The organism is Aeoliella sp., assembly GCF_965227375.1.
Lineage (GTDB): Bacteria > Planctomycetota > Planctomycetia > Pirellulales > Lacipirellulaceae > Aeoliella.
This window is the reverse complement of record NZ_CBDDFX010000002.1, coordinates 2,760,684-2,772,842: the sequence shown is the minus strand read 5'-3', so window position 1 is coordinate 2,772,842 and position 12,159 is coordinate 2,760,684. Positions and strand designations below refer to the sequence as shown.

Sequence of the window (12,159 nt, the reverse complement as noted above, 5' to 3'; positions counted from 1 at the left end):
TGCATCAAAGAGCCATCACCAGTGTCGCTCTCGAAGTCGCAGCTCATTACGCGCGGCGTATCGCACCGGTGCGCGAAGGGAAGTTGCGTGTCGACTTCGATTGCGACTACTGCGAATCGGTAGCTGCCACACCGATTGCAGGAGTCGCAATCTCAGTCACTGGAGAAAGCACTGGATGCGCCTGAGTTAAATGCCTCCGTCGTCTCGAAACATTAAATAGACACCGCCAAGTTGTGTTCGATTGAAAAGCGGCACTCGGTTCGATGTGTCGAAGCCGAGAAGCCGTGTTGTGATCGTGAAAGATCTTTGCGAATTGAGAAGCGGGATTTTGTCTCGCCTCTTGCTTCGTATAGCGGTCATGCTATACTATCGTCAGGCGAGTGTCAAGCTACTTGCCCCGCTTTTTTGAAGTTACTCCTCTTGGGTCCGGCCCAAATGGTCGAACACAATTGGCGATCCCGCTGCGTACCAACTACTGGCGAGAACACGCCAGTGGCCGATTAAACGTGTTGAACTTACCCCACCAATATCGATAACCCCCATGCCGGCGCCTGCGAAATACAACGAGGTAATGTCGGTCATCAAGCGGCGTATCCGCGAAGGTGATTACCTGGTGGAGCGTATTCCTGGCGAGCGACGACTCGCGGAGGAAACGGGGGTGAGCTACATGACCGCGCGGCGCGCGGTGCAGAACTGGCTCGAAGAGAAGGTGCTGATTCGTCACGAGTCCGGCGCCCTCGAAGTGCATCCCGACTACAACGAGCAGATCAACCCAGCCGAAGTGGTGCTGCTGTACCCGGCCTACCCGTCCAGCTATTTGACCCAGCTGAGGGTGATTGTGACCGAGTCGGCCAAGCGCCGCGGCATCGCCTTGCGGCCTGGTCAATACGTGCACTGGGACGAGCAAGCGTTGATGGATGTGGTGGAGCAGGCGAAGGGAACCATCGTGATTCCCTACGGCCCCAGCATTCCAGGACGATTGCTTGAGCAATTTCGAAGTAACAAGGTTGCCATCCTGGACGGTGACTTTGCCGACAACGGTTTGCCTTCGGTTCGGCTGTTTTCCGAAGTCTGCATCGAAGGCGTGCTCGAGCATTGTTATCAGCTCGGGCATCGACGCATCGACTGTTTGAACACTCAGAATCGGAATCCGGAAATCGACCGGCGGATCGACATCTGGCAGCGCTGGCTCGAGCGCCGCGACTGCACCGGCACGTTGCACGACGACCCGGCGCCGGTGTTCACCGACCCCACCGCGGTCGCCTACCGGCTGATGTCGGGGATCATCGAGCGCGATGAGATTGACTGCACGGCGTTCATCGGCACGACCTGTCCTGCTGCGGTGGGCGCGATCCGAGCATGCTACGAAGCAGACATCGAAGTTGGCAACGACCTTTCCATTGCGGCAGTGAACCTCGAGCCGCCGGCCGAGTACTTCTGTCCTTCCATCACGGGATTGATGACCCCCGACCTGTCGGAAGTGCTCGCCGAGTGCTTCGATTGGTTCGCCAGCGCCAGGCAGTGGAGAGGGACGCGACTGTTGGAACCTAGGAAATCGAATCTGTTCAAAGGCGAGTCGACCGGCAAAGTCGGGCGAGCGACAAGGCGAGTGAATCTATGATCGAGTTGCGCAGGCTCTCATCGGCATCCGTTACGGCACTTTTCCTCTTCTTCATCTCGGCAACAACCACGCAAGCGGCCGAGCGAATCCAAGTTGCTTCGCCCGATGGCACGATCCAACTGACGCTTACGGTCGACGACGGAGCGCCCAGTTACTCGGTGAAGCGAGACGGGCGCAGTTTGTTCCATGCATCGCGCCTCGGCTTTCGGCTGGTCGGTGGCCAGGACCTGGCGGAGAACTTCGAGGTTGTCGGGCTCCAGCGCCGGACGGTCGACGAGCCTTGGGAGCAACCTTGGGGCGAGTGCCGGCAGGTCGAGTGCCAGTACAATGAGCTGCGCGTCACCATCGAGCAGCAAGACCCGCTCTCGCGGCGAATGGTGCTGGTGTTTCGCGTGTTTGATGATGGGTTGGGCTTTCGCTACGAGTGGCCGGAGCAGAAGCAGCTCGGCGAGTTCCAGATCGCCAGCGAGTTAACGGAGTTCAACTTCGCTGAAGACGCCCAGGCGTGGTGGATTCCGTCCTACCAGCGGGAGCACTACGAGTACCTGTACCGGCACACGCCCGTCAGCCAAATTCCTGTCGCCCACACGCCGGCCACGTTCGAATTCGCCGATGGGCCGGTGGTCAGTATTCACGAAGCCGCGTTAGTCGACTTTTCGAGCATGTCGCTGCGTGGCGATGGCACCTCCAATCTCGCGGCCGACCTGACTCCTTGGTCGGATGGCGTAAAGGTGAAGGTCCGCGCCCCGCATCGCACGCCTTGGCGTACGATTCAAATCGCCGACACGCCGGGCGGCCTGATCGAGTCGCGCTTGATCCTCAATCTCAACGAGCCCAGCAAGATCGCGGATACCTCATGGATCAAGCCGGGCAAGTACGTTGGCATCTGGTGGGAGATGCACCTTAACAAGTCGACCTGGGCGACCGGCGAGAAGCACGGCGCCACCACGGCCAACACCAAGCGTTACATCGACTTCGCGGCGGCCAACGGGTTCGATGGCGTGTTGGTCGAGGGTTGGAACACCGGCTGGGATGGCGACTGGATCAAGAACGGCGAGAAGTTCAACTTCACGCAACCAGTCGCCGACTACGATCTGGAGGAGCTAGCCCAGTACGCCCAACAACGCGGTGTGCGGCTCATCGGTCATAACGAGACCGGCGGAGCCGCGCAGAACTACGAACAACAAGTGGGCGACGCGTTTGCGTTGTACCAGAAGCTTGGCATTCGCGCCGTGAAGACGGGGTACGTGAACTTCGCCGACGAGTTGCCCCGCTACGACGAGGAAGGCAATCGATTGGGCGAGTGGCACTACGGGCAGTTCATGGTCCGCCACCATCAGCGGGTGGTCGACCAGGCGGCCGAGCATCAGATCATGCTCGATGTGCACGAACCGGTCAAACAGACGGGTCTGCGACGCACCTACCCGAATCTGATGACCGCCGAGGGCGCACGCGGGCAGGAGTACAACGCTTGGAGCGCCGATGGCGGCAACCCTCCGGAGCATGAAACGATCCTTCCCTTCACGCGGCTGCTGGCGGGTCCGATGGACTTCACGCCGGGCATCTTCAAGCTCACCTATCCGGAGTATCGCCCGGACAACCGGGTGAACACGACACTCGCCAAACAGTTGGCGCTGTACGTGGTGCTCTACAGCCCGCTGCACATGGCCGCCGACCTGCCGGAGCACTACGCCCAGCACGACGACGCTTTGCAGTTCATCCGCGATGTTCCCACCGACTGGGAGGAGACACGCGTGTTGGATGCGGTGATCGGCGACTACGTGACCATCGCCCGGCGGCAGCGGGGCGGCGACGATTGGTACTTGGGCGGAGTGACCGACGGAGAGCAGCGCAGCCTCGAGGTACCGCTGTCGTTTCTGGATGCCGACACCCAGTACATGGCCGAGATCTATCGCGACGCCGACGATGCCGATTGGCAGTCGAATCCCACCGCGTACACGATCGAGTCGAAGCAGGTCGACTCGCAGGCAACCCTCGATCTGCGATTAGCGCCGGGCGGAGGGATTGCGATTCGCTTCCACCCCATCGCCCCCAAGGCGGTGAGCGACGAGCCGCACGCCGAAACGGCCGCCAACCCGCGACAGGGAACTTGAGGCCGAGGGCGTCAGATGCACCAGCCGCCGTCAATCAGGTGGATGGCGCCAGTGGTGTAGGCCGATTCGTCGGAAGCCAGGTACACGGCCAGCGCAGCGATCTCCTCGGGGGTTCCGATGCGACCCATCGGCTGTCGAGCGATGAACGACTTGAGCACTTCTTCGTAGTTGCCCTGTGCTTTAATGCGCTCGTCGAGCGACGGCGAGTGCACTGTGCCCGGGCAGATGGCGTTCACGCGGATGCCTTGCCCCACGAAGTCGGCCGCTACCGACTTGGTGAGCCCGATAACCGCAGCTTTCGTGGCGCCGTAGGCAAAGCGGTTCGGCACGCCGGTCACGCTCGAAGCAACCGACGACATGTTCACAATCGAACCACCACCCGAGGCCAGCATGCCGGGCAGAAAGGCTCGGGTGATGCGGTACATGGACGTGATGTTGATGTCGACCGACCGCTGCCAGGCGTCGGGCTCGCAGTCGAGAATGGTCCCGTGGTGAACGTAGCCCACACAATTGAATAGCACGTCGAGACTCGATTGCTGCTTGGCAAGACTTTCAACCGCTTCGGCATCGCACACGTCCAGCACCGCCACTTCGATGCGCGGCTCTTCGCGCTGGAGCTGCTCGAGCGCTTGCTCGTTGATGTCCGTGGCCAGTACCTGCGCGCCTTCGCGGCAGAAGGCCAACGCGGATGACTTGCCGATGCCCTGTCCGGCTGCAGTCGCCAACACGGTCTTGCCCTGCAATCGTTCGGCCATCATTTCTCTCGTGTCTGGTAGGCTGGGAGGTAACGTCGCTCACGCGAGACGCTTTTGCCACTCGGACCCTTGCGGGTAACTGTACTGCTCGATGCTCGCCGAGTGCATCTCAGCACTATACCCTGGTTCGGTCGGTGGTAGATAGCATCCGTCGCGGACCACGACTGGGTGTACAAAGTGCTCGTGCAGATGGTCGACGTACTCCGCGACTCGGCTGTCCAGCGACGCGGCGACGCGAATGTAGTCGATCATGATCAGGTGGTTCACGTACTCGCACAACCCAACACCGCCCGCGTGGGGGCAGACCGGAATGTTGAACTTCTTGGCCATCAGCAGCACGCCGAGGATCTCATTCACGCTGCCAAGGCGGCAACTGTCGATCTGGCAAAAGGAGATCGCGCCCAGTTGCAGTAGTTGCTTGAACAACACGCGGTTCTGGCACTGCTCGCCGGTCGCGACGCCAATCGGTGCGATTGCCTTGGCGATTTCTGCGTGGCCGACGACGTCGTCGGGCGAGGTCGGTTCTTCGACCCACCACAGGTCGAACTCCGCGAGTTCTCCAATCCACTCAATCGCTTGGGCCACTTCCCAGCGCTGGTTGGCGTCGACCATCAGGCGGCGGTCAGGGCCAATTTCCTCGCGGATGATCGCTGCTCGGCGTTTGTCGTCGTCCAGGTTGGCGCCGACCTTGAGTTTGAAGTGTTCCCAACCCTCCGAGAGCGCCTGGCGGCAGAGCGCGCGGATTTGATCGTCCGAGTAGCCCAGCCAGCCTGCCGACGTAGTGTAGGCAGGAAAGCCCGTCGATTGCATTTGGGCTTCGCGCTGGGCGCGGGTCGAGTCGTTGTGGTGGAGGATGTCGAGTGCTTCCTGCTGTGTGAGCGCGTTGGTCAGGTATCGAAAGTCGATGCAATTGACCAGTTGCTCGGCGGGCAGGTCGCACACCAGCTTCCAGAGTGGCTTCTCTTCCACTCGAGCCCAAAGGTCCCAGATGGCGTTCAGCAGGGCGGCCGTGGCCAGGTGCACGACTCCCTTTTCGGGACCGAGCCACCGCAGCTGCGAATCGTTGGCAATCTGCTGAGCCGTCTCGCCGAAGGATTCCACCAGGCTGCCGAGCGACCGCCCGACCACTTTATCTGCCAGCGACTCAATCGCACTGACGCACAGATCCGTGCCGCGGCCCAGGGTGAAGGTCAGGCCGTAACCAAACAGGTCGTCGCGATTGGTCGCGAGCGTGACATAGGCGGCGGAATAGTCGGGGTCGGTGTGCATGGCGTCGGAGCCATGCGCTTCCTCCGACGTCGGAAACCGCAGATCGACCACTTGGCAGTCGGTGATCGTGATCGAAGAATCCATGTTGGGCTGGTCCTGGGAGAATTCAACGATGGACATGCGAGGCAGGCGTGCACTGGCCATTGCTGGTGAGGCAAATGGGGCAGCGGAACGCAGCGAGCGACCGCCCGAGGGAAGCGCCGCACTGCCAAACGCGGGCAGGAAATAGAGCAGAACACTTCACGGCACTTGCGAAAGTGGAGCCGGCCGGGCTCGAACCGGCGACATCTAGCTTGCAAAGCTAGCGCTCTCCCAACTGAGCTACGGCCCCAAATGGGGGTCAGCGTCAGCTATCAGCCCCAAAGAGGGCTGAGGGCTGATCGCTTCGGGGAGTGGGTGCGCCAAGACTCGAACTTGGGACCTCAGCCTTATCAGGGCTGCGCTCTAACCAACTGAGCTACGCACCCGCGTTTTGCCAACTGAAAGTGGCAAGTCCAGTATTCTAGGTCGGCGGCGGCAACTGTCAAAGGGCACCCGGCGGCCGTGTGGAGCGATCGGGCCGCAAAATGGGCCTCTCCACCGGTTATATCGGTCGGGCGACCTCTTCCCCGTCTTTAGAACACTGACCTAGTCGCAGGGCGGAAGGTTCGATATTCTTCCTTGCCAACGTCAGGTTTCGCACTTAAACGGGCCACTTTCTGCCCCCCGCAGTTCGCAAGGATGCCGCCATGTCGCTAAGAAGTTCGGCTTTCGTCATTACCAGCACCTTTCTCACGCTCGCTGTGGCAACCGCAGCCCAGAGCGCCACCATCCAGCAAGCACTGGGTTTGAAGCCCATCCAGGCCAATATCGACTACGATCAGCCCGACAGCGGCGACGTGGAGAAGTGCAACATCAAGCTGGTGGATGGAGGAACCACTTGGGTGGTTACCGACCCGGACGGTAAGGTCTTGCGGCGGTTCAGCGACTCGAACTCCGACAAGGTGATCGACACCTGGAGCTACTTCAAGAACGGCCTGGAAGTCTACCGCGACATCGACGCCGACTTCGACGGCAAGGCCGACCAGTACCGTTGGTTCCACTCGGCCGGCACGCGATGGGCCATTGATGAGGACGAAAACGGGAAGATCGACTCCTGGAAGCGGATTTCCCCTTACGAAGTGGCCGAAGTCGCCATTCAAGCAATCCAGAACCAAGACGCCCGCCTGTACGCCACGTTGTTGCCTTCGAGCAAGGACATCGACAGGTTGGGCTTCAGCGGCGAACTCAAGGACCGCGTATCCAAGGGCATTAGTGAAGCAGAGTCTGACTTTGCCAAGTTCGCCAAGGACCAGAAGTTGGTGGGCAAGTCGACGATGTTCCTCGACTTCGGCGCCAGCCGTCCGGCCATTATTCCTGCCGGTGGCGATGGAGTGAAGCAGGACCTGCACGTCTACGAAAACGTCGCAGCCTTGGTCGACAACGGTGGAAAGCCGGAGCAAGTTTACCTGGGCGCCATGGTGCAGATGGGCGACACCTGGCGACTGATTGGGTTGCCGCAGATCGGCGACTCGTCCGCCGTGGCGCAGCTGTTCGCCGCTCCGCAAACCGAATCGATGGCCGCGATGCCAAGCGGCGACGCTCCTTCGGAGAAAGTGCAGCAGCTGCTGGCCGATCTGGAAAAGCTCGACTCGCAGTTGGGAGGATCGAACGACCAGCAAATCGCTGTTACCAAAAAACGCGTGGCGGTGCTGGAGAAACTGGCCGCCGAGAGCGCCGCGGGTAGCGATCGAGAACAATGGCAACGCCAGCAAGTCGATATGCTGAGCGCCGCCGTGCAGACCATGCAGTACTACGACGCCATCGAGCAGATCGAACAGCTTGCCACGGAGCTAAAGAAGCAGAAAGCCTCGAAGGAACTGCAGGCGCATGTCGAATTCCGCCGGCTGTGGTCGGAGTACATCAAGTCCAGCATGGACCCGAAGTCCAACTACACGAAGGTCCGCGACGCATGGCTCGAATCGCTGCAGAAGTTTGCCAAGGACTACCCCAACTTCCCCGATACGGCCGAGGCCATGCTGCAGTTGGGCATGGAGGAGGAATTCGCGGGCGAGGAAGAATCGGCCATCGAATGGTACACCAAACTGGCCAAGCAGTTCCCCAACAGCGACGCCGGTAAGAAGGCCACTGGAGCGGTGCGTCGTTTGCAATCGATCGGCAAGGCGATGCCCCTGGCCGGCGATGCCGTGGGAGGTGGCAAAGTTAACCTGGCTGGCTACCGCCGCAAGTACGTGCTCATCCATTACTGGGCCACGTGGTGCGAGCCCTGCAAGGAGGACATCGAAGAGCTGAAGGTGCTCCACAACAAGTATTCGCGTCGCGGGTTCGACATCATCGGCGTGAACCTGGACAGCAGCGTGTCCGAAGCCGAGAAGTACCTGAAGCAAAACCGCATGCCTTGGAAGCACGTGTACGACGAGGGCGGGCTTGATGGCCGCCTTGCTAACGAGATGGGCGTGATGACGCTTCCACTGATGCTGCTGGTGGACGACAAGGGCCAAGTGGCCAACCGCAACGTCCACATCACCGAGCTGGAGAACGAACTAAAACGCGTGCTTGGCAAAGAGCCCCAAATCGGCCGCCGCTAAGTCGCGTTAGCTCTGTCTGTAGCGAAGCAAAAAAGAAAACCACGTGCCGCCTCGACCGAGGACTGGCACGTGGTTTTTTTATGGTCTCAGTCGCTGCCGCTGACTTAAACGTGGTAACGGCGATTACGACGCCCGCCAATTCCGCAGCTCGGGGCATTCGCGGTACGCTTCCGGCCCCGTTTGCGCTGGGCCAAGGTGGAGCGCTTGCGGCTGTATCGTGGCTGCTTCTCTTCGGCGTAATCTTCGGTATCAACAGCGTCGATCAAACCGGCGCGTAGAGCGTAATCGATGTTTTGACTTCCGTAGCTCATCATCCCCTCCTTCATAGCTATCTATCTCGACGAACAGGCGATTCGTTGGGTCAGGTCCGTTTCGCCGAAAGACTGGGTGACTCATCAAACTCTTCGGATGGCTAATCACCATCCGCACTCAGCAACCGCCAAATGCAATGGCTGTGCCAAAGGGCCAGAACAGTCCGATGTTCGTCGAAACCGCCCCGTTTCGGACTCTGCGGGACGCATTTCTCAGCGGAGAGAGGTCCCGAGGGATTCGAGATTTAGTTCGAAGGTGGTCCTGCGGTTCGAACCGGCGGCCAGCGAAATTCACGAGATTAGTGACGTCGCCCGCTATAGGAGCTAAATCGAGCCCTAGTAAAGACTTGCAGTTGACTGCGATCCCCGACGACTGGCTCGGCTGCTTCGGAGTCGCTGTCAACGCATCACTTAAGTCGAGCTGGCGCAATACCTTGCGACGAAGGCACACAAATAGGGAGGCAGTTTCACCATTTTGGTGAAACGCCCAAGGTTGCACAGAGAGCGCAGAACTCCCCTGGTGGCTCTCGCGCCAGGCGCAGGGGGCATCGCAAGGGGCGCACGCGCTGTCGTCAGCTCGCTGAGCCGACACAACTTTGGCGCAGGTCTTTCCGCTCCTCGATGGCGCATGGGCGGTCGTACAGCCCTTGCCTGTAGGGGCGAAATGGGGGTTGCGCAGCCACTCCGGAAGAGCGAAGGACGCTTGGCGTCAGGTGCGCAGAAGTCCTATTTGGACGCTCCCGCACCGAAGTTTCAGCCTTCAGCGGTCCCCGCATGTCCGTGGTTGGAGGCAGTTGCAGCCCCACGCGATTGATTGTAGGTGCCTTCTGATCGGAAGCACTGGACGACGGACTCCCTGGCAAGCCCCGCAGGTCGCGGCCGGCCGGAAATCGGTACTTCCTGCGCTCGTCCGCACACGTGGTGGGACGATTGCAAGGGTGGATGTGCGCACGCTCGAACCATGAGCGCAGTGCACCGCCTGGACTAGAGAAGCAACGATCATGCCGAAGCTGCGCGTAAGGTGTGAAAAGACTTGGGGTTGGGGCAATTCTCGATTGACGCCTGGGGCGATTGCACCTATTGTTCGGCCCACCAACCTCCCTCCCACGCCTTCGCCCCGGAGTTCGCAGCATGGAAGCTGTTCACTGGGTCCCGCCCCACGTCTGGCTAGCCATTCACCTCGTTGGAATCGTGCTCGCTATTTCCAGTCGCAGCCATTTGGGGCCCACTTGCGCGTTTTGCACCAACTTTCTGATGACCGTCGTCATGGCGTTGGTCGGGGTAGTCGCGGTGGTGGGCTTTCTCTCACAGCAGCCGTTTTGGGCCGCCTCGGGCACCACTTTGGGCTTAATGGCCGTGGTTACCTGCTTCGAACGGCAGAGCTACGAGCCTGATCGAGTGCTCCAAGCGTTCGCCGCTGGCGAAGAGCAACCACTGGGCTAACCGGCCGCTGCTAGCACGCCCGCGGTGAAATGACCGGCAAAACCGGAAAAAAACTCCCCTTCGCTACCACCGTCTGCCGAAGTCTATAGCGTCGCCTCGCTGCGCTGCCAAGCGGTGCATGCCAGGGGGCACTTCAATCAATGCTCGAGTCCCGACGGAGAGGGTCGGGCTGAAGTTGGGGATCCTTGGATTGGCAGGGGTCGTCGACTCACTAAAACCTAGGAGGGGGGAAAATGGGAAGGCGTTCGATTCATCTCGTGTACGCCTGCGCGTTGCTAGTAGCCACGGCTGCTAACTCGGTCCGGGCGCAAGCGCCTGAGGACACCGCGATGGCGCAGCAGATTGCTAGCTCGATCAAAGAGAGTGGGCAACTTTCGAATTACCGGCTGGGCGTCAAATATCAAGACGGCGTGGCCTGGCTGCTGGGCAACGTGACCAGCACCGAACAAGAGCAGCAGGCGGTCGAACTGGCTCGTGGCGTCCAAGGCGTTGACCAGGTGATCTCCAAGCTCGAGGTTGAAGGGCAGGTTGCATCGGCATCGTCCGAGGCGCAGGTTGCTCCGACCGAAAGCGCCAGCAAGGCTGGCATCTCGCTGGCCAGCAACGAGTCGCAGGCCGCAGCTCCGGCTGCAGCGACAGCACAGGCTCCGGTTGCTCGCCCGCAGATGGCTCGTCGCTCCGCGGCGGCCGGTCGGATGCCCCGCCCGATGACTCCTCATCAGGCGAATGTCATTCGCACTGCTGGCAACCAAGGTCGCCCCGTTCCTGCTAGCTACTGCGGCCCCGGTGGTATGGGTGGCAGCATGGGCGGCGGATACGGCGGAGGCATGGGTCCCATGCCCTCGGGCTACGTGCCCAACGGCGGCGCGGTTGGCATGAGCTACGACAACGCTCATATGCCCAACTACGCTTGGCCCAGCTACGCTGCTTATCCGAACTACTCGGCTCTGACGTACCCCAAGCAGTACTCGCCGACTGCCTGGCCTTACATCGGCCCGTTCTATCCTTATCCCCAAGTGCCGCTTGGATGGCGTAAGGTCACCCTGGAATGGGACGATGGCTGGTGGATGCTCGACTTCAGCCACTGCAAAACTCAGTGATTGTTGAGCGATGCTAGCGACAGCAAACGAGAACTCGGCCTTCCTCGGAAGGCCGAGTTTTTTCGTAGTTAGCGAGCGACCTTGTGGATGCTAGCGAACTGGCCGCGAAACTTTTTTCGTCAAATTCCAAACAACCCGCAAGATCCACCCAGATTATCTCGATAACAACAGCAGCGACTTGCCCGCTTCGCGTGGCGTGGCTTATCCACCAACTCATCCGGCTATCTCCCATTTGCAATCAAAGGTTGATCCATGCAACCGACCGCTCGACCAACATTCGCACCGCGCAGGGCCATTACTCTGGCCATGGGACTCATCATTGGCGCTTCGTCGCTTTGCTCGACAGGCTGTTTCTGGGGTCTGCAGACTCTGGGCCCCAGCCTCGGCATGGCGTCGATTCCCATTCCCGTGAGCCCGTACTTCCAGAAGAAGAAGGAAGACGAGTTCTGGTACAAAGAACGCTACGCCCGCGTTCCTATCCTGGGCCCCATCACCTCGGGCAGCGAGCCCGTGGCGCTCGATGCTCCTAGCGACGACGAAGTGATGGTCGCCATGGAGAAGGCCAACCCGGTCCAAGGCGGCTGGCCCTGCTTGTACGAGCGTAACCGCAACAACGTGCGGATCGTCAAGGAGAAGATCGCCGACTACGTCGATCCGCCCCGCGTCTATCCGCTCATCGGTCCCGCCCAGCAGCACCACGCCCACTACAAGTGCACGGTGTACTACGAGGACGTACGCAACATCGGCTGGCCGGTGCCGCACCGCCTGGTGGACGAAGACGCCCGAGAGGTGCTGTACATCGACCACAACCACCTGCACATGGTAGGTAATGTGGACGACGGTGGCTCGGCTCAGTTCTGAGCCGCATCGAGCCGAAGTAAACCATAGTCGGAAAGCCTGTTAGCCCCGCCCAATGTTG

Annotated in this window: 9 protein-coding genes and 2 tRNA genes; 7 read left to right on the top strand and 4 right to left on the bottom strand. The window is 60.5% G+C overall.

Annotation, left to right across the window (positions count from 1 at the left end; translation table 11 throughout):
• Positions 1 to 541 precede the first annotated feature (541 nt).
• Positions 542 to 1,621 (top strand): substrate-binding domain-containing protein, encoded by a 1,080-nt coding sequence (locus ACQK2L_RS23775; RefSeq protein WP_425399535.1) that lies wholly within the window; start codon positions 542 to 544, stop codon positions 1,619 to 1,621.
• Entirely contained in the window at positions 1,618 to 3,735 is a 2,118-nt protein-coding gene (locus ACQK2L_RS23770) for a glycoside hydrolase family 97 protein (RefSeq protein WP_425399534.1), read from the top strand. The genes ACQK2L_RS23775 and ACQK2L_RS23770 overlap by 4 nt, the downstream gene beginning before the upstream one ends.
• Before the next feature lie 11 nt (positions 3,736 to 3,746).
• Here the strand turns inward: ACQK2L_RS23770 and ACQK2L_RS23765 are convergent, their stop codons facing one another.
• The 4 genes from ACQK2L_RS23765 to ACQK2L_RS23750 form a co-directional block, all read right to left on the bottom strand.
• A complete protein-coding gene (locus tag ACQK2L_RS23765; RefSeq protein ID WP_425399533.1) occupies positions 3,747 to 4,493 on the bottom strand; it encodes an SDR family oxidoreductase in 747 nt (248 codons plus the stop codon).
• Positions 4,494 to 4,529: 36 nt separating this feature from the next.
• Positions 4,530 to 5,879 carry an L-fuconate dehydratase gene (locus ACQK2L_RS23760; protein WP_425399532.1) on the bottom strand — a complete coding sequence of 450 codons (1,350 nt, stop codon included), beginning with the start codon at positions 5,877 to 5,879 and terminating at the stop codon, positions 4,530 to 4,532.
• A gap of 138 nt (positions 5,880 to 6,017) precedes the next feature.
• A tRNA-Ala gene (locus tag ACQK2L_RS23755) sits at positions 6,018 to 6,090 on the bottom strand.
• Between the two features lie 62 nt (positions 6,091 to 6,152).
• Positions 6,153 to 6,226 (bottom strand) — tRNA-Ile (locus tag ACQK2L_RS23750).
• Positions 6,227 to 6,487: 261 nt separating this feature from the next.
• On the opposite strand from ACQK2L_RS23750, the gene ACQK2L_RS23745 reads away from it, so the two are divergent.
• From ACQK2L_RS23745 to ACQK2L_RS23725, 5 genes are all read left to right on the top strand, one after another.
• A complete protein-coding gene (locus ACQK2L_RS23745) occupies positions 6,488 to 8,386 on the top strand; it encodes a thioredoxin-like domain-containing protein (RefSeq protein ID WP_425399531.1) in 1,899 nt (632 codons plus the stop codon).
• Between the two features lie 80 nt (positions 8,387 to 8,466).
• The gene (locus tag ACQK2L_RS23740) at positions 8,467 to 8,664 is read left to right on the top strand and encodes a hypothetical protein (RefSeq protein ID WP_425399530.1); all 198 of its coding nucleotides are present in this window, start codon (positions 8,467 to 8,469) and stop codon (positions 8,662 to 8,664) included.
• Between the two features lie 1,164 nt (positions 8,665 to 9,828).
• Positions 9,829 to 10,140, top strand: a complete 312-nt coding sequence (locus tag ACQK2L_RS23735; RefSeq protein ID WP_425399529.1) for a hypothetical protein — start codon at positions 9,829 to 9,831, stop codon at positions 10,138 to 10,140.
• 233 nt (positions 10,141 to 10,373) lie between these two features.
• Positions 10,374 to 11,240 (top strand): BON domain-containing protein, encoded by an 867-nt coding sequence (locus ACQK2L_RS23730; protein WP_425399528.1) that lies wholly within the window; start codon positions 10,374 to 10,376, stop codon positions 11,238 to 11,240.
• Between the two features lie 252 nt (positions 11,241 to 11,492).
• A complete protein-coding gene (locus ACQK2L_RS23725) occupies positions 11,493 to 12,101 on the top strand; it encodes a hypothetical protein (protein ID WP_425399527.1) in 609 nt (202 codons plus the stop codon).
• Positions 12,102 to 12,159 lie beyond the last annotated feature (58 nt).

What these genes read in the sequence shown, in the direction of transcription:
- ACQK2L_RS23765 (WP_425399533.1), bottom strand. Translation starts at nt 4,493, where the DNA reads ATGATGGCCGAACGATTGCAGGGCAAGACCGTGTTGGCGACTGCAGCC.
- ACQK2L_RS23745 (WP_425399531.1), top strand. Translation starts at nt 6,488, where the DNA reads ATGTCGCTAAGAAGTTCGGCTTTCGTCATTACCAGCACCTTTCTCACG.
- ACQK2L_RS23740 (WP_425399530.1), top strand. Translation starts at nt 8,467, where the DNA reads ATGGTCTCAGTCGCTGCCGCTGACTTAAACGTGGTAACGGCGATTACG.
- ACQK2L_RS23775 (WP_425399535.1), top strand. Translation starts at nt 542, where the DNA reads ATGCCGGCGCCTGCGAAATACAACGAGGTAATGTCGGTCATCAAGCGG.
- ACQK2L_RS23760 (WP_425399532.1), bottom strand. Translation starts at nt 5,879, where the DNA reads ATGTCCATCGTTGAATTCTCCCAGGACCAGCCCAACATGGATTCTTCG.
- ACQK2L_RS23735 (WP_425399529.1), top strand. Translation starts at nt 9,829, where the DNA reads ATGGAAGCTGTTCACTGGGTCCCGCCCCACGTCTGGCTAGCCATTCAC.
- ACQK2L_RS23730 (WP_425399528.1), top strand. Translation starts at nt 10,374, where the DNA reads ATGGGAAGGCGTTCGATTCATCTCGTGTACGCCTGCGCGTTGCTAGTA.
- ACQK2L_RS23770 (WP_425399534.1), top strand. Translation starts at nt 1,618, where the DNA reads ATGATCGAGTTGCGCAGGCTCTCATCGGCATCCGTTACGGCACTTTTC.
- ACQK2L_RS23725 (WP_425399527.1), top strand. Translation starts at nt 11,493, where the DNA reads ATGCAACCGACCGCTCGACCAACATTCGCACCGCGCAGGGCCATTACT.